A 20870-nucleotide genomic window follows, 5' to 3' on the forward strand; every position below is an offset into this window, starting at 1 on the left:
AACAATTAATGGTCTGTCACTTTGGGCAATTTTTCACGAACGAACTGATCGGTACTCTCGGAAAAAAGCTGAATGAATTTGTCGGCTTCACTACCGTAAGCTTTGCCCTCGGCGTTTTTGTTGAGAGTCTGGTCGAAATCGTCGATGATGTCGAGTTTTACGTCCGACTCACCTCCGAAAATTCCCCGCTTTTTCGGCTCAAAACCACGTACTGTATGGCCAAGGTTGGCCGCATCAAGTAGAAATGGCTCGAACGAACGTTTGTTCTCCCGCATCTCAGTCAACCACTGCCGGAATGCCGCATCGAAATTTTTGACGCTATTGAAAAACCCAGAATTCAGGAATGAAGTCGAAATCTGCGGATTCGCTTTGGACCATTGCACCGTACCTGCGGCCTGACGAATCCGCTGGCTGAGATACGTACTGAACAGCGCCATTTTCGATAGCGGCAGGCTAATGAGTTGTTTCGTAGCCCCCGCCAGATTGCCCAGTTGCAGGCTGATACCGTCCTGCTCGATACCAAATTCTTTATAAACCGGGTTATTCGGGCGACCGTTCGAGACAGCCAGACTAGCATCATCGATGTTCATAAAATCGACAATAGACAGCGCCGACGCCATTTCTACAAAGTGCGCTTCGTTTTTCTGACCACCCGCACCAGGGTCATACGTATAGGCCTTTGTCTGATCGTCGCCTATATAGTACAACGTATTGACCGACGGGTTTACGCCCTTCTGGTAATAGTTCAGCGCAGCCTTGGTTTTGGCGATGAACGAAGCCGGGTCAATCAGTTTGTTGTCATTGGTCGTGAGGCTGAAATAGGGCATTACCGTTACGGCTCCAATCTTGGCATCGCGTAGGAACGCCGGGTTTGGAATCTGGCCGATGGCCTGCGCACCCCGGATATTCTTGAGCAAAATTGGGAAGCCAGCGGCACCCGTTCCTCCGAAAATTGAACTGATGATAAAAATCCGGTCGTTTGCGCCGAAGTTTTCCGCAAACGCTTGAAATACATCGGAATACCTAAACTGATTCAGTACTGTGCTACCAATATTTGGATTTCCGACGAAGCCGATGTCCATTTTTGTTTCCAGGTTTTCTTCCGAAAACAACAAACTGGCAAACGCTTTGGCGGACGCGTCTAAACCTTCGTAATTGATATAATCCCGGAACTTTTCCTGCTGAACGCCCTGTAATTCAAAGACATACGTATCGGCAATAGTTGCATTGCCACCAATGGACCGGTTCAGCGTTTTGATTTCGGTACTGAAAAATCCCGATGTCGGTTTGTTTTGCAGATTTGCCCGAATATTGCCGTACTCACGTAGCAAATCTTTGGTACGTAGCAGGTCATCATTCGTAGCGTGAGGGTCCAGTACAATCGGAATCACCTCGTCGGTATTGTTGAGTTTTACGCCAGAGGCCAGCAAAAACGTCAGGGCTTTCAGCACCCGCGAGCCAGTTCCGCCAATGGCGAAGACAAATAGTTTAGCCATAATTTTTTATCAATTGTCTTGTAGAGACAGGGCACACCCTGTCTCACGTCCGGATGGTTTTTATGCCGGATGGTTGCTGACGCATATGAGACAAGGCATGCCTTGTCTCTACATTATTATTTAGAAGGCCATAACATAGGCCGGTGTTTTGCGTTTTTACTGAAATTTTTCATCAACATTGAGATGATGAAGAAAATAACGACGGTCAGCAGCGCCATTGTAAAGGAGTAACTTAAAAAAATACTCACGCCCTGATCGAACAGATTTCCCTGATCGGGGTCGGCTTCGTCGCGAGGGATTTCCTGATTGGCTTTCTGGTAGCACGTAACAAGCGTAATGACAAAAAGCACCAACGCACTCACGCCCATCATCAGCAGCCAGCTTCCCATACCGCTGAAACTCACTTTGTTAAACGGCCAGATGTAAAAGGCAAACGCCACCACAAACGCAATCCCGATGGCCGTCCAGGTCAGGGGCGACAGGAGTTCTTCCTGATACAAATCCTCCAGCAGCGCGCCGTTGACAAACAGGTTGTAGAAATTATAAAGTGATTCTTCCATTGTTTAAAGAGCGAAAGAGTGAATGAGCGAAAGAGCGAAAGAAAACTTGCGCAGGCTTTTCGCTGGATCGCCAGCCGCTCTTTCGCTCATTCACTCTTTCGCTCTTTAGGTTTCTTTCACTCATTCTAAATTGATAGTTAGCGTGAAATATTCGGTTTGGTTGTTTGGGTTATAAGCTCGTTCGACTCCCTGAAGGAGGTTCTGGAGACCGAACGTCGAGTTTTGGTCCGGCGACAAATCGTTGGTTGTGGTGGTGTTAGCGATCCAGCGGGGTGGAAACTGTCGACGCAACCGAATGGTGGCGCTACGTTCTCCACGGGCTGGTTTTTTAGTGGAAATGAGCAGTTTATGCGTCGTGCCGTTCGCTCCCGAATACGTTTGTACCGCCGACACCTGAAAATTGTCCTTGCCAGAAACAACGTACTGACCAGGGTCGGTTAGCAACGTAGCGGGCAAACGTAGCGCCGATAAATCGACTGCTACCGGAATGGTCAGGCTTTTGTCTGTTACGTCGGGTTGCACATCGGTGATCGCGTGAACGGCTTTCGAGTGGCTACGAACATCTTCATTCGAACGCTTGAAACGCCCCTTTCGAGCCGGATCGGTAACCAGGATGCTATAAAATGGCGTAACAGCTTTGGTGTCACGACCGAAAAACCATGAATCAACAAAGCCCGGCAACTGGTCGAAACGGCGGATAGTTTGATACGTCTGGTCCTTATACAGTCGTTGCATGGTTTCGTTACGTCCAATCAGACAGAGATAGTACGGACGTTCGCCGTTGTAGGATTTCTTGGCGTTGTTCCAGCTATAATACGTACCGTTGAAATCGCTCTTAAGCTTAATAACCAGCATCGAATGCGTATTCGAATACGGGTTGAAAACGGTCGTCAGCAATGAACTGGCCGCGTCCAGGGTTTTCTGAGCGCTCATTCCAGTCAGGCTGGGGTCAGAATAAATAAGATCGGAAACCAGCACGCTTAAATCGTCGCCTGACGTACTACGTAGTATTTCGGTGAAAATACCTTCGAAGTCGGTGCTGGTGGTTTTGCCTTTGGTTTTCGCGACCGTAAAAATATTTTTCTCCTTGAAAAACTGCGACATCGACAATCCCAGGTCGTTCACTTCCGTATTCACTACGTGTAGCTGGCCTTTCCCGGGATTCACGGCGTCGAACTGCGTCAGTACATCGTTAAGCGTGCGTTTGAAGGCTCCGTTACCGCCGGGCGTATCGTATGGAAACATGCTGGCGCTGGCTTCGAGGTAGAGTTTCAGACGTAGCGGTTTGGTCGACGTAGCGGCACCGGTCAGAGCAATGGTGGGTGCTTCACCTTCTTTAGCCAGTTTTCGGTAGTCGATATGGCGTTTGATGTAGGCCGTCAATGCTACGTCATCTACCTCGCCGTCAGCGGTGTAGAGCTTGGTCGTTTTTTTCTCGTCGGCAAGGTCTTGCTTCTCTTTTATCAGCAGTGCTCGGATGGCCTGGGCCTCGGTAGCATCAATTTGATTGTCGTTGGTGAGCGCATCGCTGATCTGGCTATCGAGTTCGCCGACCGGGCTTGAGCAGGAAGCCAGCCAACCGAACGATGTTATCAGCAGGATGAATAAATAAAAACGGTGTTGCAACATGCAGGTTTACGGGTGATTGAGCGAACCAGTTCCGGGCGGTAAATGTACCAAATCGCATACGGACTACCCGACCATTCGGTAACTAGGCTTAAATTTTCTTAAAATTCTATAGAACCTAACGAAGCCGACGCCCATTTTATGTCAATCGGCACCAAGAAACGATGAACGGACGTTTACCTTTGTAAATCTAAAGAGCGCAAGAGTGAAAGAGCGAAAGAGCGATTCCCCAATTTCAAATCCTACGTTGAGCCAGCTAATCACGATGGCTTCATACACTAAATTAGTTCGCTCTTGCGTCGTTGCCTTTCTGCTAACTCTTCCGTTTTTGCTGCAAAACTGTGCTCAGGTTGCCCAGCCGCCGGGTGGTAAGAAAGATACACTAGCTCCTAAACTGGTGAGCAGTATGCCAGCGGCCCGCCAATTGAATTATTCTGGAAAAACGGTCGAGCTGGAGTTTGATGAGTACGTGAATGCCGAAAACCTGCAACAGAAAATTACTATCACCCCTCAGGATAGTAATACGTTCATTGTCAAATCATTGCCGAAAGGAATTCGGTTGAATTTCGCTAAGAATTTTCTGCCGAATACTACGTATACCATCGATTTTGCCGATGGTATCAAAGACATTACCGAACGTAACGTAGCAAAAGATACAAAAGTGGTTTTCAGTACCGGCAACATGATTGACTCGTTGTATCTGACTGGCAATGTTGTCGACGATGAAAGCCGACTTCCGATTCTGAATTTTGTGATCGGTTTATTTGCCCCTACCGATACGTTACCTATCAACCGAAAACGGCCACAGTATTTTGCCCGAACCGATAGTAACGGAAATTACCGTATCGAAAACGTAAAAGCCGGACTATACAGAGTTTATGGTTTCGACGATAAAGATTTAAATCTGGTAAACAACGCGCCAGAAGAGCGGGTAGCGTTTCGCGACACGATACTAAATCTGAATCGCAATTATACCGATGTGAATATGGTAGCGTTCCGAGGGTACGGCAAACCGCGCATCAGCCGACGCGAACGTACCGACGAAACACTGGGCCTCGAACTAAGCAGCGGCATCGCCAAATACCGGCTCAAGTTCGGGCGGTTTCCGTTAACTTCCCCTACATCAGCATCTGCTACGTCAGCATCTTCTACGTCTACTTCTGCCACAAATACTTCTGTTACGTCAACTACCACTACGTCGGCAACGGTTGCTCCTGCTTCAACAACTGCTACGTCGGTTTCTACTACGTCGACATCGGTAGCATCGACAACTGGTGGTTCGTCGGTCGATACGTTGGTTTCGTTTCTGGAAAGCCCGAAAATGATTCGGTTGTATCGACCAGCCAACCGGGCAGCGGGCGATACGTTATACACGACCATTATAGCCGAAGATTCGGTAGGTAACGTAACAGAGCTACGCGAACGGATTTATTTTTCTCCACTGAAAACCAGGGCCAAAAACCGGACGCCACTGAATGTTACGGTAACGCCATCGCCCGGCGAACCGATTGACAATAACCTGGAGTTCACGCTGGTTTTCAACAAACCCGTGCTACGTTACAGCATTGACGAAATTGTGATCGGGCCAGATAGTACGAAACCCCTCAAGCTGACACTCGCCGATCTGGCCTGGAGCAATAATTTCTCCCGACTGGTGATTAAACAGAAGACAACGCTGCGTGATACGTTGCTCTTTCGATTGCGGAAAGGCACATTCATCAGCGTTCAGGGTGATACGTTAGCGCGGTTTTCGGCTCGCTATCTCATTGCCGATGAGGATAGTTACGGGCTGATCGCCGGACGTGTGAACACGGCTACGCTGGGGCCACCAGGTACCAAATTCATCGTGGAATTACTGGACGATAAATACAAAGTGATACGTTCGGCGACGAATACTACGTCGTATAGTTTCGGGCGACTTAAACCCGGTCTTTACCGCGTCCGACTGATTGTCGATAGCAACGGCAATGGAAAACGCGACATTGGTAACGTTCAGAAAGGTATCCAGCCTGAACGTATCATTTACACCTCCGGCACCGAAGAAGACGGCACGATCCGGGTGAAGCAGAATTTCGAGCTAACCGATATTGATTTCTAGGTGCCGTTTCAGGTTTCTTTCGATACGTAACGAAAAAAACGCCAGAGACTTCGGGTAGTCAGATACGTTAGATTCTGTTCGTTGGCAAAGGCTTCGCGTTCGAAAGAGATATTCCGATAGGCCGAATAGTGATCGCGGAACTGAATTCGGCGGATTAAGTATTCCACTACGTACCAGAGATAAAACAGAATAATTCCTAACTCAGCCTGCTGACGTAAATGAATGCGTTCGTGATTCAGCAATATTTTGTCTGGGTTGGGCCGCCGTACCAGAATGAACGGAAACAGGGCCATCCCATCAGGACGTAGCGAAGGAATATGAAGGATGAATCGAGAGCTCATTTCCCAGCATACAACGTAGCACTTATTTCTGTTCAAAAATCAGCGCATTTTCTGATTGATCATCGCCCGTCGAAATTCGTTCAGCCTTACCGACCAGAAAAATATAGGCACAGGCGCCAATAAATTCGACGATCCCGATAAACACGATAGCCGGTTTAAAATCCGTCCCCGTAATCAAATGCCCAATGGTGATGGGTACGACAATGGACGCCAGATTGCCCATGAGATTGAATACACCACCAGTCAGGCCAATTAAATGTTTGGGCGATAAAATCGACACAAATACCCAGGAAATCAGTGCCATACCAACCCCAAAAAAGGCCAAGGACATGAAGAAAATAATCAGGGTAACATCGTTCGTGTAGTTGGCCCCGATAATAACTATCGACAATAGCAGGCCAGCAATAATCGGCGTTTTCCGGGCTATACTTACCGATGTTCCCTGCTTCACTAACCGATCGGATATAAACCCTGAGAGGAGCAACCCCGCACAAGCCGCCAGAAATGGAATGGAGCCGAGATAGCCTGATTGTTTTAAATCAATTCCCCGGTATTTGACCAGATAAGTTGGAAACCAGGTCAGAAAAAACCAGAGCGTCGCATTGAGCGAAAATTGCCCAATGTAAACACCCCACAAGGTTCGGTTTGACAGGATTAATTTGAAGTTTTTCCAGCGCCACAGCGATGGATTATCGACGCCCGATTTCTTTCCGTGAAACAATCCTCCTCCTTTCTCAATATGGTCCAGTTCAGCCTTGTTGACTTGCGGGTGGTCTAATGGGTCACGATAGAACAAATACCAGATAATTCCCCAAACCAGCCCCACTAAACCAGTTACTATAAATAACACTTTCCAGCCTGAATAAGCCTGAATTGCGGTTAAGGCCGGCAGCAGAAAAGCCAATCCGATAAACTGCCCGGACACGTACATAGCGGTAGCCGACGCTCGCTCATTGTCTGGAAACCAGCTGGTTACAACTCGATTATTTATTGGGTAGGAGGGAGCCTCAAACGTACCAGTCAGTAGTCGGAGCGAAAATAAACTCAGGAATCCGTTGACAGCTGACTGCGCTATAGTAGCAAGTGACCAGGTAATGAGGCAGAATGCGTATAGAATTCGCGGGCCAAATCGATCCGCAATGATGCCTCCTGGAATTTGCAAAGCCGCATACGCCCAGCCAAACGCCGAGAAAATATACCCCAATTCTTTGGTCGACAGGTCCAGATCTTTCCCAAGCTGGGTAGCTGCCACCGACAGATTGGCGCGGTCCAGATAATTTATCGCTACGTTGACAAAAACGAGCGCCAACATACCGTAACGCACTCGAGTCGGTTTAACAGGAAGCGGGTTTACTTGCATTTAGTTGTCGGGTTTTAGAGAATAGGAAATGAATGATGAATAATGAAAAATTGATTTTGTAAATCATTCATCATTCATCATTCATCATTCATCATTGTTTACCTCGCCGTCCAGCCGCCGTCGACGGTCAGCATGGAGCCAACCATATACGTACCGGCGTCACTGGCGAGGAAAATGGCGGCTCCCTGAATCTCACGTAGTTCGCCCCAGCGACCTAATGCTGTGGCACCAACTACGAACTTTTTGCCTTCCTCGGTATCGGCAATCGGTACGTTCATGGCAGTCAGGAAAGGGCCTGGACAAATGGCATTGACATTAATGTTGAAAGGGGCCAGTTCGAGAGCCAGTGCACGAGTCATCTGCACGACGGCTCCTTTGCTGGCGGTGTAGGGCGTGCGGTTCGATAACCCGACTAATCCTAACGTACTGGCCAGGTTGATAATACTACCCCGACCGGCTTCTTTCATAAATGGAACTACAGCGCGGGAGCAGAGCCAGGTTCCTTGTACGTTCACTTGCATTACCTTGTTAAAATCGTCCAGGCTCAGTTCGTCTATGGGGCCCCGAATGTTGATTCCGGCACTATTGATGAGAATATCAATACGTCCAAACGTATCAAAAGCCGTTTTGGCCATTGCTTCCGTTTGTTCCTGATTTGTAATATCGGCAGCGAACGAAATAGCTTTTACGCCAAAATCATCGCTTATTTCTTTGGCGGCTTCAGCGCCCTCACTGGCGGTTCGGTTTACCAGCATTAGGTCGGCACCAGCCGAAGCCAGACCCGCGGCCATTGCCAGACCCAGACCTTTTGAACCACCTGTGATAATGGCGGCTTTTCCTGTCAGGTTAAATTGGCTGATTCCTGGAAGTTTTTCTTTTGTCATTGGTACGGTTTATACGGAGAATATTTTTGTCATGCTGAGGAACGAAGCATCTTAAGGTTTCCGAATTCGAGGGTAAGGATACCTTAAGATGCTTCCTTCGCCAGCATGACAAAAATGACAATTATCTATTATTTAAGCCCCAGTTTGTCTTTGCTATAACTTATGCAGGCAAGAATGTTATCTTCCTCAGTTGCCAGCTTTTTTTCGCCGTCCAGTTGGGCAACGCGGGGGAGGGGCGTTTTGGGTTTGTGTTGCCGAACCATACGTAGCGTTTCGGCGAGGTCGACACCCGGTACGTCGCCGAACGTTTCCCAGTACTCTTTTTTCAGGCAGGGAATTTCCAGCGGATCGCGGGTGATCATTTCGAGGCTGAACGTAATGTTCGGATTTTTCTGCCGACAGATGTCAACCATTTTCGGTAGATCCAAAATGCCTGTGCCCAAAGGAACTTCGGACAGCAGAAACCCGTCAGGATATTCCTCAACGGCCATGTCTTTGATGTGCGTACTGACGGCATAAGGAGCCAGCGTCTGCACAACTTCCATCGGGTCTTCGAGCAACGAAATGTTATTGCCAAAATCGACCGTAGCGCCTATCCATTCACTGCTAATTTGCTTGAGCATGGCCGCCAACTGCGGTGCCCGCCAATCTTTATGGTTCTCCACGCCCAACTTCACCTGATGTTTTTTCAACACCGGTTCGGCCAGTTGGAGGGACGCCAGGGCCGTTTTCTGTAACTCCCGAAACGCTTCGGCCGAATGATACGTCTCGTACCGACGCCCCGACGAACAAACGGTACGTAGTATCTGCATCCCCGATTCTTTGGCGCTACGTACTTCCTGCTCAAATTTCGGGAGCGCATCGGCTGTTTTTGGTACGGCGATGGAACCCTCCAGATACAGGCCCAGTTTTTCGCGTTTTTCGCGCACTTTACCGGCAAAATCAGACGTCCAGCCATTGACGACAACCTGCAAACCACCTGCGCCAATCTGGTGGCAGTGCTCCAGCAGGGCGATGGCGTCGGTGAATCCAGGATATTTTGTGCTTGTTATTTTTGAATTCCAGCGAAAGGCGTACGAATGAACGACAATGCCCATACGCGCATCTTTGGCGAAAGCAGGAAAATCAGGCAACGAAAAAGCCAGCGTACCGGCACTTGCCTGTTGGATAAAATCACGTCTGTTCATGGAATGGCCTTATAATTTACCGGTAGAGGATTTGGCTTCGAGCATGTAATTGTTCAGTTCTTTAGCCGTCCAGGGCACCACGCGCCCCTGCGACGTAACGCGGGTCATACCCACAACTCGTTTGGTTAATGGTCCCGCATTGTTGCCCCATTCGTTGCGGATGTAGGTTAGAATGGCCGTAATGGAGCCGTCGTCCAACGTAGAATGGGCGGGCATGACGGGCAGGATATCTGGTACGTCGTATATTTTCTTGTTTACTTCAACCGGACCTTCCATGCCATGTAACACGATGAGTGACAGACGCTTATCGTCGCCAAGAACCCAGTCGGAACCGATAAGCGGTGGAGCGAAACGAGCCATACCCGCGCCATCGGTACCATGACAGCCTGCACAAGTAGTCAGGTACTGCTGCCGACCGAGGGCGAAAAGTTTCTGATCGTCTTCAGATAGAAGCGATTTTTTCTGAACCGGATTTTTGGCTGCTACGTGTCCAGGCCACTCGAACAGCGAACGTAGCGTCGCCATACGATTTGGGTCGATGGACGAATTGGCGCGGGTCAGCAGACGCGGAGTCGATGCGAGTTTAATTGGCTTGAACTTGCTGCTGGCCCCCTGAATCGACAGGCCCATTACCACTGATTTCTGCTGCCAATCCAGCGAATTTTTATCCAGCATGACCAGCAACGTAGTAAGTTCTGATGTGTTACGTTTCTTAACGATAGCTGTGGTCAGTGTTTCCAGAAAAATCTCCTTCGACGGGCTGTGCTGCTTCCATTGTGGAGACGCCATCAATCGCTGCAAAAAAGCGAATTCCTGATCGGGCAAGCTACTCATTACAGCATCCCGAATCAGGGCCGAGTCACCGTAACGATCAGTTATGTTCGCCAAAAGTTGGTGAGCAACTGCCGGTTCCAGCGCCGACGCTGACAGCGCCATTTGCAGAATCTGCTCGATAGGAGCGTCTCCCCAGCTAGCTAATAGGCGTTGTCCAAGCTTATCCCGAACCGTTTTGTCGGCTTTCGCCATCGGCTCCAGCAGACGTAACGCCGTGATACGTAGCAGCGGCTCCTTGTCGTTCAGTACGTTAAACAATACGTCGGATTTGGTCAGTTTTAATCCGTCGAGTGCCCACAAGGCGTGAAATCGACCGAGATAATTGTCACTTTTTAACGAAGCTTCTGCCAGTGCGGGGCCGATACGTTGATCGTTACGTTCAACCAGTAATCGTTGCGCCATGTCGCGGTGCCAACCGTCGGGCGATGATAGTACGGGTATCAGTTCTTCGGTCGATAGGCCGGAGAGTTTCTTTGATTTCTGAGGTTTCCAGTCGGCCGGAACAATCCGCCAGATACGTCCCCGGTTAACGGGTAGAACGAGGTCACGGGAAAGCGTTTGCTCGCGCAGGTAAGGTGTTACGTATGCCTGGTGCTGAATCAACCCCCGGTACATATCTGCTACGTAGAGCGCCCCGTCAGGCCCGGTAGCCAGGGAAACGGGTCGAAAACGCTCGTCGGTCGAGGCCAGAAATTCTTTGCCGGGATTAGGATCGTGGGCTGTTAGCAACAATCCATTTTCTTTTACTACGTTGCGTTTAATGAGATTTCCGGCTGGCTCACAAACAAACGCGCTGGCGTAATACGCCTTAGGTAACGCTGTTTCCCGATAAAAAAGCGGTGAGCAGGCAGCCGTAAATTCCTGAATACGACCTTCTTTATCCAGCGTGCCGGGAATGTAGCCCCGGTTGACGGCGGGCGTTGGCCGGATGGGGTGAATCCGGCGGTCGATGGTCAGGCCGTGGTCGATGCCGGTGGTTGGCTTGTGATGTTTGTTTCGGGACAGGTAGTTGGGCGGTACCAGATCCGCGTGCAATTGCGACCAATTGTAGTTATAGTACAGGTGCCCTTTATCGTCGTGAGAAATACCCCATTGGCCCCGAAATTCCGTGCTGTCGCGTTCCCAATTGCCGTTTGCTAATCGGTACCGGAAACGCGATTTGGCGTTGTAATACCAATTGTCCATGTTGCGCCAGAGGCCATTTCCCGAGTGTTCAGGCAGCGGGCTTCCGGCGTAGTTGGCGTCGATAAGCGTTTTAGAATCGGCCTTCAAATCGCCGTTTTTATCCTGCGTAAGCCACAGCGATGAATTTTCGACGATTAGGGCACCGCCGGGTACTAACGCCAGCGCACGCGGCATCACCAGACTATCAATATAAATGCGGCTGGCGTCCATCTGTCCGTCGCCGTCGGTATCTTCCAGAATGGAAATACGCCCTACTTTGTTGGATTCACCTTTTCCGTCGATATCCGGCATGAAACCGCGCATCTCCACCACCCAAAGCCGGCCATCTTCATCGAACGTCATCACCACCGGGTCCTGCACCATCGGCTCCGAGGCTACCAACTGGATTTTCAGGCCGGAGTCGAGTTGGAACGTAGCTAATTCTTCGGCAGGCGTTTTGGCTGGTGATGGCCCTTCCGACCACGTAACACGCTGATTGGCCGTGAAGCTCAACAAGCCAATTCCCACCAATCCAACCAGCAGACCAATACTATGAATGTGTTTACGCATGGACAATCTGTACAGAAATCGTTTAGAAGAAGATAAACGATTGTTTACCCTAAAAGTCCAGAATTGGCAACAAATACTTTTATCCTGAAGAAGGATTTAATAGTAAACTTTTCTTAAAGGCCATTTTTGTCATGCTGAGGAACGAAGCACCTTAAAGTTTCCTGATGAGTTAGCTAGGAAACTTTAAGGTGCTTCGTTCCTCAGCATGACAAAAATGGCTATTTAGTAAGTTGAACTGACTGACGACTATTGGCTAACTCAATACGTAGCGCGGCCGCCCGATAAATCGAATATGAAGCCGGTTGTGAAGCTCGCTTCGGTTGAGACAACCCACGCGGCCAATGCGGCTACCTCTTCTACTGTGCCCAGACGTTTCATTGGAATTTTGGCGGCCATGTAGGCCAGTTGTTCGGGAGCTGTATCTTCATTCAGCGCCGTTTTAATAACCGCCGGAGCCAAACCATTGACCGTAATTCCGGTTTCAGCGTATTCCTTGCCAATCCCTTTCACCAGCCCAATTACGCCCGCTTTGGTGGAAGAATAGCCCGCCATGAACGGGTTACCTTCTTTACCGGCGATAGACGCCAGATGCAGAATACGTCCATAGTTTCGCTGCTCCATGAATTTAATGGCGTACTTAGTCATCAGGAAAGCACCCCGCAGGTTGATGTGGTAAATCCGGTCGAAATCGGCAGCGGAATAGTCGGTGATTTTGGTGTTGGTTGGCCCCACAATCCCCGCCGAATTCACCATAATATCGAGCTTTCCCTGGGCTTTCACTACGTCCTGAATGGCTTTCTCAACCAACGTTTCCTGTGATACGTCGAGCACGTGCCCCGTTACGTTGTAGCCGACTTTGGTGAATTTCGCAACGGTCTGATCGAGTGTTACGTGGTTGATGTCGAAGAGAGCAATGGTTCCTCCTTCGGAAGCGATACGTTGGGCAATGGCTTTCCCGATGCCATCGGCCCCGCCGGTAACAATAGCTACCTGACCCGCAAATCGGCTCTGCATGAACGAAATGGATTAGTACTGATAGTTGAACAGCTGGAAACGTAACAGCCTTTTCAGCAAGTTGAAAAGGCTGTTACATATAGCAAAGCAAAAATGGGGTGAAAACTACGATGATGGTAGCGGAAAGTTTTGGCTATTCGGTGCTGCGTCTACCGTGTCAGACGGTAAATCAGTACGGCCGCTCGCTGAATCAGAAACGGGAATTCTTTCATGTTGATGTTTTCTTCGATGCTGTGAGCCCCTTTGCCAGAAGCTCCCAACCCGTCGATGCACGGCATGTATTGGGCCACGAACGATACGTCGCCAGCGCCACGCGAGCCAGGATCGCCCGCTTTTACGGGACCAAGTCCCATGTCCTGGCTCACTTTATCGACCTGTTTCCGAAGTTCGTCGTTGGCTGCATTTGGTTCCATCCCCGGAATGCCGTCAGCGAACGTAATGGTGGCTTTGGTCAGTGGCAAACTTTTATCTACAATTTCGCGCATTCGGGCGCGTGCCTTTTCTTTCTGGGTTTCAGTCAGAAACCGCAGATCGCCTTTTACCAGTGCTGTTCCAGCTACAATATTGGTTTTGCCTACGGTTTCGGCTTTGGCGTTTTTATCGTCGTATTTCACCTCCGAACCTCCTACAATCAGGCCGGGATTGAACGTCAGGTATTCTTCCTGGCCCAACACACGCCGGAATTCGGTCAGAATGCGGGCGGCTTCGTAGATAGCGCCGTAGCCCAGATCACTGAAAACTCGTGATGAATGCCCCGAACGCGCCTTTACGTTCAACGTCCAACTGCTCGAACCTCGGCGCCCGGTCGTAATGGTGTTCAGATTCTGAGCGGTTTCAAATGCCAGTGCTACGTCGCAGCGTTTGGCTCGATCAATAAAATCGCGTCGGCTCTCGGGACCACCGTTACTCTCTTCATCCCCAGTAAAATAGATGGTAATGGACGTATCGTCCAGAAGTTTCTGCTCATGCAGCGCCTTGAGCGCGGCAATAATCACTACGTCACCCCCTTTTATATCGTTCACGCCCTGTCCGGATGCGGTCGAGTCGTTTACTCGGGTGAACGGTTCCATAGGCAGGCTTTTCTCGAAGACGGTGTCGAGGTGGCCGATCAGAAACAGCTTTTTGCCTTTTTTCCCTTGTCGGGTCGCTACCAGATGGCCCGACCGATTGAGGGAATCGGGTAGTGAAATCCATTCGGTTTTAAAACCCAGTTTATCGAACTCGTCGGACATGAGTTTGCCGACGTTACGTACCCCTTCCTTGTTGAGCGTACCGCTGTTGATATTGACCACTTTCTCTAAAAAAGCTTCAGTTTCGGGCATCCGCTTTTTTACAGTGGTTACTACGTTGGTTTCGGGCTTGGTGAGCGATTGGGCGGTTACGGCGTAGCTGGCGAGCAGCACAAAGTAAAGAATCGGTTTCATAGATGACTTGATTACGCTAACTGGCTAAAATACAGAAAAATAATTGTCGATATGAGCCAATGAGCCAATAGTACAATAAGTGCCTGATTTTGTCCTCGTTGTTGCTGAAGCAGGTACGAAATGAAGTTACAGCCAAATACTATTTTGCAATTCTGCCTATATTCGGTCGAAAAACGGGCTGCTACGTTGCCTATATCCCATTCAGGCTTGTTCTTGTTTAGCTCATCAACCCAATTTTATCCATGAAAAAAGCTTTATACAACCTGCTATTAAGTACGGTTGTCCTCACTGCTACGTATGCACAAAAACCGGCCACGACCGAAAAGCAACCGCCTAAAGACGATAAACCCGCTTCACGTACGCTGAATATTGATTCGCAGGTAGTTACCAACGGACAGGTGACCATCAAGGGGCAACGTGTGCCTTATAAAGCCACGGCAGGTACCATTCCGGTCTGGGACGAAGAAGGCAAGCCCGTGGCCGGTGTCTTTTTTACTTATTTCGAACGCTCCGACGTAGCAGATCGGTCGGCGCGTCCGCTGATGATTTCGTTCAATGGAGGGCCAGGCACTGCTTCGGTCTGGATGATGATTGGCTATACAGGACCACGTATCCTCAAAGTCGACGATGAAGGATATCCGATTCAGCCTTACGGCATCAAAGACAACCCGAACTCGATTCTGGACGTAGCGGATATTGTGTATGTCGACCCCGTCAATACCGGCTTTTCGCGACCCGTCAATAAGGATGTACCAGCGGCTAAACTGTTTTTTGGTGTCAATGCCGATATTAAGTATCTGGCCGATTGGATCAATACGTTCGTGAGCCGCTATAATCGCTGGGCGTCTCCAAAATACCTGATCGGCGAAAGCTACGGTACCACGCGCGTTTCGGGATTGGCGCTGGAGTTACAGAACGCCCATTGGATGTATTTGAATGGGGTGATTCTGGTATCGCCCACTACGTTGGGTATCGAACGGGATGGCCCGGCGGCTGGGGCCTTGAAACTGCCTTATTTTGCGGCTACGGCCTGGTATCATAAAACCTTACCGGCCGATTTACAGAAGAAAGATTTGACCGACGTACTGCCCGAAGTGGAAACCTTTACTATTCAGGAATACTTACCTGCGCTGGCGATGGGAGGGGCGTTAAGCGACCAGAAACGGAAAGAAATTGCGACGAAAGTCGCGCGCTATTCAGGGCTTTCGGAAGCGTCGGTGATGCAGCAGAATCTCGACGTACCGACCAACTTTTTCTGGAAAGAACTGCTACGTTCCCGCAGCCAGACCGTGGGCCGGTTGGACTCGCGTTACCTGGGTATGGATAGCAAAGATGCGGGTGTCGCACCTGACTACAACGCCGAACTGACGTCGTGGCTGCACTCGTTTACGCCCGCCATCAACATGTACATGCGCGACGAGCTGAATTATAAAACCGACCTGAAATACTACATGTTCGGCCCTACGTTCCCTTGGGATAACACCAATAACAGAACCGGCGAAAACCTGCGTCAGGCGATGGCACAAAATCCGTACCTGCATCTGCTGGTTCAGTCGGGCTATTACGATGGTGCCTGCGATTATTTCAACGCCAAATACAACATGTGGCAAATGGATGCGGGTGGCAAAATGAAAGATCGGATGGATTGGGAAGGCTACCGAAGCGGTCACATGATGTATTTGCGGAAAGAGGACTTGGCCACCAGCAACGAGCATCTGCGCCAGTTTATTCAGAAAAGTACGCCGAAAAACAGCGCCCCGGCCCGTTATTCTGGCAGCCGCTGAGTTGGGGCCGATTCAGGTTAAAATCACTACGTACCGCAAATAAAGGATCAATTAACGTATTGCTGTCGCACCGGGCTTCGACAGGCTCAGCCTGACAGTCAAGTTAAAATTGTCAACTCAAGATTGACTGTCAGGCTGAGCCTGTCGAAGCCCGGTGCGACAGCAATGCACTGTTAATGAATTACCCTAAAAACACAAATGCCAACGTCGGAAACAACGTTGGCATTTGTGTTTTTAGAGTAAACAAATTTAATTGAAGCCTATTGCTTGATAAGCTTGAGCGTTTGCTGCTGCTCAGGAGTACTCACTCGTAAGAGATACAGTCCGGCCCCGCCCTTGAACGGCAGTTCGACCGACTGCTCAGCAGATGCGTCTTCAACAGCCTGGTTGCCAACTACAGCACCCTGTCCGTTCACCAGTGCGACCTTCAGCCGCTGACCCTGAGCACCCGTTACGTTAAGCCTGACGACATTCCCCTCTATCGGGTTGCCCAGCACCTTCACCTGCAACGGTATCGTCTGCTCCGATACGCCCTGCCGGGTTGGCGCGTTACAGACAGCCAGCCAGTTATACGCATAACTCGCCGTTGCCCCGCCCTGTTGAGCCCGCAACTGAAGCGTCGTATTATCGGTGTATAAGGTTAGACTGTAAGGGCCCGAGTTCGTGGTGGGCAGCAGCTCATTGACCACTGAGAAACTCACCGGACTGCCATCCAGACCACTGTACTGAGGTGTGAACGTGATTGTCCGACGATTGGCTCCCGCGCTTACACAACTGATCGTCTGCACACCTGTGATGGCAAAACCTACTGGTGCATTGGCCGGTAACACCGTCAGCGAGAACGTGGTGCTCACAAACAACCCACCCGGATCAGTAGCCGTTACCGTCACTGAACTCACCCCGCTCACGCTCGGTACACCCCCGATCTGGGTCGGCGGACTGAAGTTCAGGCCGGCCGGTAAGCCACTCACACTCAGCACCAGACTTTGGGGAGTCTCATTGTCGGTGAAAGTGAGTTGTGGAATGGTGTAGCCAAATTCCTGACCCACGCGGGCCGTCTGATTGGTCAGCGGCTGGTTGACCCGTGGGGCCGAATTGGGTTGCGGGGGCGCTCCACAATTAGCCAGCCAGTTGTAGCTGAAAGTAGCCTCACCCGGACTGCCATCCTGGCGGGCCTTCAAAACAATGGTTGGATTGTCATTGTAGAGCTGCAACGAATACGGACCCGGAGCCGTGGTGGGCACTAGTTCATTGACTACCCAGAAATTAACCGTCTGCCCATTGAGGCCCGAATAACGCGGCTGGAAGCTGATCTCGTAGCGATTATTGGCCACTTGGGTACAGGTGATCGGATTCACCCCTGTGATGGCGAACGGTGCGCTGGCCGTTACCGAAGCGGGTTGAATCGTCAGCATGAAGCTGGTGGTCGCACTCAGCCCACCCGGATCGACCGCCGTTAGCGAAACCGTCGAGGTGCCACTTACCGAAGGCGTACCGGAGATAATCGTACCCACCAGATTTAGGCCGGCTGGCAATCCGCTGGCTGAGAGCACCAGTCCATTGGGCGTTTGGGCATCGGTGAAGGTAGTACCGACGCTCAGGCTGAAGGGCTGCCCCTGAATACCAACCTGAGCCGGGATTGGATTCGCCAGCGTAGGTGGTGTGTTGGTTGCCGTTGGTTCGACAACTGTCAGCACGAAGCTGGCTCTGGCGGTGAGTCCACCAGGATCAGTAGCGGTCACCGTTACCGAGCTGACGCCCGCCGTGGTGGGTACACCTCCAATCTGGGACGGTGGAGTGAAACTCAATCCGGCTGGCAAACCAGTCACACTTAGGGTCAGACTTTGAGGAGTCTCATTGTCGGTGAAGGTTTGCTGCGGGATGGTATAGCCGAACCCTTCGCCCACTTTAGCGATCTGATCAGTCAGGGGCTGATTCACCCTTGGGGAGGTGTTGGGTTGGGTCGAGGAACAGGCAGCCAGCCAGTTATAGGCATAGGTAACCTCACCCGGCGTGCCACCCTGCTGTGCTTTAAGCGTAATCACGGGGTTATCCGTGTATAACTGGAGCGTATAAGGCCCCGGCGCGGTCGTTGGGAATACCTCATTGACCACCGAGAAGCTAATGGGTTGGCCATTGGTACCGGTGTAAACAGGCGTAAAGCTGATCACGTAGCGGTTAGCGGCAATCTGCTGGCACGTATTGGCGATTACACTGGAAATAGCAAAGGGATTACTTACCGTGACAGACGCCGTGCCTGTGCAAGTGTTGGCAGCAATGCCAGTCACTGAATACGTTCCTGAATTGGTAACCACGATGGCAGCGGTGGCCGCCCCCGTATTCCAGATGTAGGTGTTGGCACCACTGGCGGTCAGGGTAGTCGACTGGCCGGGGCCTAAGATGAGGCCTGGATTGGCCGAGATCGTAACCGTTGGCGAGGTTTGCTGGCTGATGACAGTCGCACTGGTAGAAGCGGTACAGCCGTTGACTCCTGTTAGGGTGACCGAATACGTATTGGCCGTGCTTACCGAGATGGTTTGCGTGATTTCCCCCGTGCTCCAGCGATACGTTCCTGTACCGATTGCGCTCAGACTCGCCGTTGGGCTGGCGCAGGTCAACGTAGCACTCGATGGGTTAATACTTACCACGGGCGGGTTGGTATTCTGACCGACGGTGATCGAGGTGCTGGCCGTACAGCCGTTGGTGCCCGTCAGCGTTACCGAATACGTAGTGGCCGTGCTTACGGAGATGCTTTGCGTAATGGCGCCCGTGTTCCATGTATACGTACCGGTTCCCACCGCACTCAGACTTACCGTTGGGCTGGTGCAGGTCAACGTAGCACTGCTGGGGTTGATACTCACCGTTGGCGCCGAATTATTCTGGCTGATGGTCAGAGACGTAGTGCTGGAACAACCTGTAATCGTATTGGTGACGGTCACCGAATAGACACCTCCTGCATTAACAACGGCTGTGCCTGAGGTGGCATTCTGACTGACGATGCCGGTACCGCCGAACAAATAGCTATTACCCCCCTGAGCCGTTAGGGTCAGGCTGGTTTGGGTGCAGGTGATGGTGGTGGAAGGACTGGCCGTCAGGGTGGCTACCACACCTGGACAGGTCACCGTAAAATTAGTCGGATTGCTGGTACCCGCTACCGCTGGGTCGTCGGTCTGAGCAGAGGTTTCGTTCGTGCTGTTGCCATCCGCATCAAAATTAACAGTCCCCTGATTACTAATGGTTTGACCACCCGTTCCTGCGTTGACCATCGCTGTAATAGTAATCGTTACCGAACCCCCTGACGGAATAGTCCCATTCCAGGAAGCAGTGTTTCCAGAGGTGCCAGCGCTACCGGAGCTCGCAGAAGCTGAAACCAGAGTTAAGCCACTCGGCAATACGTCTGAAAATTCATTTCCTGGATTATCACCTTGTGCGGAAGCTCCATTATTCGTTAGAACTACCGTATACGTAACAGCGCCCCCCGGAGTAAATGAGCCAGACACGGTTTTCGTGGCCGTGAGGCTGGCACTCGTCACACGTCCTAACGTGAAGGTGCCGAAATTTGCTGAGCCCCCCGTAACCCCATCGCTCAGTACGATACCTGCATTTGTTCCACCGTTGGCTGAGCAGGAGATAGGAGCCCACGCGCTACCCGAGTATCGGACAACGCGCAAGCCGGACGACGTAGTAATGGCTGAATTGGTCGCTACGTTCTGATACGCTAATCCTACAGCAGCAGAACCACTTCCCACCGTGTGATCAATCTGCCAGTATTCGTTGGCAGAGATAGCGGCTAAACAGGCTGCCAGGTTGGCCGGATTTGCGGGGGCTGTTTCAACGTATTGAGCCGTATAGGCATCGGCAGGAGTGCCTGTTGGTACAATTCGCGCTGGGCGATACGTGGTACCATTGCCAATTGGAAACGAAAAAGCATCATCCCCATTTTTCCGAACCGGACCCACTACGTGTGACGCATTTCCGGCACCTGCTGCCACAGCATTATCGCCCAGAGTAAGCAGATTTGATCCATTGGTACTGACAATACCATCGGTAAAATTGACCGTATTGGTAACCGAGATGGGAACGCCCAAAACGATAGCCGATCCAGCGGCCGAGTTTTGCAGCGTTAACGTTCGAGCCGTAAATCCAGTAGTGCCGCCAATGGTTTGCACCGCCGAACCCTTCAACTGGGCCTCGCCATTTGCGCTACCAAAGGTACCGTTGTTGGTTACGTTCGCACTAAACGACATAATACCCTCGTTGGTCACCGTGGCGCCCGCGGAGTTGGTAAAATTGTCTACCGTCGAAACCGTGGTGCCGGCCCCGACGAAGAGCGTGCCTTGATTGACAAACTGCGCTGTACTTCGTACAGACAGCAGCGTCATCAGACTTATAATAAATAAAATATGTTTCATGAATGACTGGTCGAGAGATTTTCGCTTTGACTGAGTCGAATTGAATGGATACGTCGGGGGAAATCGATTGCCTGCTACGTTCCGTAGAAACAGCGATACGCCGAACGCCATAAGAT

At 50.8% G+C, this 20870-nt stretch carries 13 protein-coding genes; 2 read left to right on the forward strand and 11 right to left on the reverse strand.

Annotation, left to right across the window (positions count from 1 at the left end; all coding sequences use genetic code 11):
* Nucleotides 1-5 precede the first annotated feature (5 nt).
* From IC229_RS27900 to IC229_RS27910, 3 genes are all read right to left on the reverse strand, one after another.
* Nucleotides 6-1496 (reverse strand): hypothetical protein, encoded by a 1491-nt coding sequence (locus IC229_RS27900; protein ID WP_190891114.1) that lies wholly within the window; start codon nt 1494-1496, stop codon nt 6-8.
* Between the two features lie 116 nt (nt 1497-1612).
* Entirely contained in the window at nt 1613-2056 is a 444-nt protein-coding gene (locus IC229_RS27905) for a hypothetical protein (RefSeq protein ID WP_190891116.1), read from the reverse strand.
* Between the two features lie 120 nt (nt 2057-2176).
* Entirely contained in the window at nt 2177-3685 is a 1509-nt protein-coding gene (locus tag IC229_RS27910) for a hypothetical protein (RefSeq protein WP_190891118.1), read from the reverse strand.
* A 262-nt stretch (nt 3686-3947) separates the two neighbouring features.
* On the opposite strand from IC229_RS27910, the gene IC229_RS27915 reads away from it, so the two are divergent.
* Nucleotides 3948-5780: an Ig-like domain-containing domain gene (locus tag IC229_RS27915; RefSeq protein ID WP_190891120.1), complete on the forward strand. Its 1833-nt coding sequence runs from the start codon at nt 3948-3950 to the stop codon at nt 5778-5780.
* An 8-nt stretch (nt 5781-5788) separates the two neighbouring features.
* Here the strand turns inward: IC229_RS27915 and IC229_RS27920 are convergent, their stop codons facing one another.
* From IC229_RS27920 to IC229_RS27950, 7 genes are all read right to left on the reverse strand, one after another.
* The gene (locus IC229_RS27920; RefSeq protein ID WP_190891122.1) at nt 5789-6121 is read right to left on the reverse strand and encodes a hypothetical protein; all 333 of its coding nucleotides are present in this window, start codon (nt 6119-6121) and stop codon (nt 5789-5791) included.
* A gap of 22 nt (nt 6122-6143) precedes the next feature.
* Nucleotides 6144-7481 (reverse strand): MFS transporter, encoded by a 1338-nt coding sequence (locus IC229_RS27925; protein ID WP_223834227.1) that lies wholly within the window; start codon nt 7479-7481, stop codon nt 6144-6146.
* A 98-nt stretch (nt 7482-7579) separates the two neighbouring features.
* Entirely contained in the window at nt 7580-8365 is a 786-nt protein-coding gene (locus IC229_RS27930) for an SDR family NAD(P)-dependent oxidoreductase (protein WP_190891124.1), read from the reverse strand.
* Between the two features lie 128 nt (nt 8366-8493).
* A complete protein-coding gene (locus IC229_RS27935; protein WP_190891126.1) occupies nt 8494-9552 on the reverse strand; it encodes a sugar phosphate isomerase/epimerase family protein in 1059 nt (352 codons plus the stop codon).
* A gap of 9 nt (nt 9553-9561) precedes the next feature.
* Nucleotides 9562-12120, reverse strand: a complete 2559-nt coding sequence (locus IC229_RS27940) for a DUF7133 domain-containing protein (protein WP_190891127.1) — start codon at nt 12118-12120, stop codon at nt 9562-9564.
* Nucleotides 12121-12378: 258 nt separating this feature from the next.
* Nucleotides 12379-13134 (reverse strand): SDR family NAD(P)-dependent oxidoreductase, encoded by a 756-nt coding sequence (locus IC229_RS27945; RefSeq protein WP_190891129.1) that lies wholly within the window; start codon nt 13132-13134, stop codon nt 12379-12381.
* Nucleotides 13135-13283: 149 nt separating this feature from the next.
* Nucleotides 13284-14558, reverse strand: coding sequence for a M20/M25/M40 family metallo-hydrolase (locus IC229_RS27950; RefSeq protein WP_190891131.1), 1275 nt, complete (start codon nt 14556-14558; stop codon nt 13284-13286).
* Between the two features lie 242 nt (nt 14559-14800).
* On the opposite strand from IC229_RS27950, the gene IC229_RS27955 reads away from it, so the two are divergent.
* Nucleotides 14801-16342: a S10 family peptidase gene (locus IC229_RS27955; protein WP_190891133.1), complete on the forward strand. Its 1542-nt coding sequence runs from the start codon at nt 14801-14803 to the stop codon at nt 16340-16342.
* Between the two features lie 260 nt (nt 16343-16602).
* On the opposite strand, the gene IC229_RS27960 is transcribed toward IC229_RS27955, so the two are convergent.
* Nucleotides 16603-20865 (reverse strand): putative Ig domain-containing protein, encoded by a 4263-nt coding sequence (locus IC229_RS27960; protein ID WP_190891135.1) that lies wholly within the window; start codon nt 20863-20865, stop codon nt 16603-16605.
* Nucleotides 20866-20870 lie beyond the last annotated feature (5 nt).

Source organism: Spirosoma profusum (assembly GCF_014699005.1).
Lineage (GTDB): Bacteria > Bacteroidota > Bacteroidia > Cytophagales > Spirosomataceae > Spirosoma > Spirosoma profusum.

Bases quoted from the DNA above. Each gene is read 5' to 3' on its own strand.
- IC229_RS27900 (WP_190891114.1), bottom strand. From the start codon at position 1,496: ATGGCTAAACTATTTGTCTTCGCCATTGGCGGAACTGGCTCGCGGGTG.
- IC229_RS27905 (WP_190891116.1), bottom strand. From the start codon at position 2,056: ATGGAAGAATCACTTTATAATTTCTACAACCTGTTTGTCAACGGCGCG.
- IC229_RS27910 (WP_190891118.1), bottom strand. From the start codon at position 3,685: ATGTTGCAACACCGTTTTTATTTATTCATCCTGCTGATAACATCGTTC.
- IC229_RS27915 (WP_190891120.1), top strand. From the start codon at position 3,948: ATGGCTTCATACACTAAATTAGTTCGCTCTTGCGTCGTTGCCTTTCTG.
- IC229_RS27920 (WP_190891122.1), bottom strand. From the start codon at position 6,121: ATGAGCTCTCGATTCATCCTTCATATTCCTTCGCTACGTCCTGATGGG.
- IC229_RS27925 (WP_223834227.1), bottom strand. From the start codon at position 7,481: ATGCAAGTAAACCCGCTTCCTGTTAAACCGACTCGAGTGCGTTACGGT.
- IC229_RS27930 (WP_190891124.1), bottom strand. From the start codon at position 8,365: ATGACAAAAGAAAAACTTCCAGGAATCAGCCAATTTAACCTGACAGGA.
- IC229_RS27935 (WP_190891126.1), bottom strand. From the start codon at position 9,552: ATGAACAGACGTGATTTTATCCAACAGGCAAGTGCCGGTACGCTGGCT.
- IC229_RS27940 (WP_190891127.1), bottom strand. From the start codon at position 12,120: ATGCGTAAACACATTCATAGTATTGGTCTGCTGGTTGGATTGGTGGGA.
- IC229_RS27945 (WP_190891129.1), bottom strand. From the start codon at position 13,134: ATGCAGAGCCGATTTGCGGGTCAGGTAGCTATTGTTACCGGCGGGGCC.
- IC229_RS27950 (WP_190891131.1), bottom strand. From the start codon at position 14,558: ATGAAACCGATTCTTTACTTTGTGCTGCTCGCCAGCTACGCCGTAACC.
- IC229_RS27955 (WP_190891133.1), top strand. From the start codon at position 14,801: ATGAAAAAAGCTTTATACAACCTGCTATTAAGTACGGTTGTCCTCACT.
- IC229_RS27960 (WP_190891135.1), bottom strand. From the start codon at position 20,865: ATGGCGTTCGGCGTATCGCTGTTTCTACGGAACGTAGCAGGCAATCGA.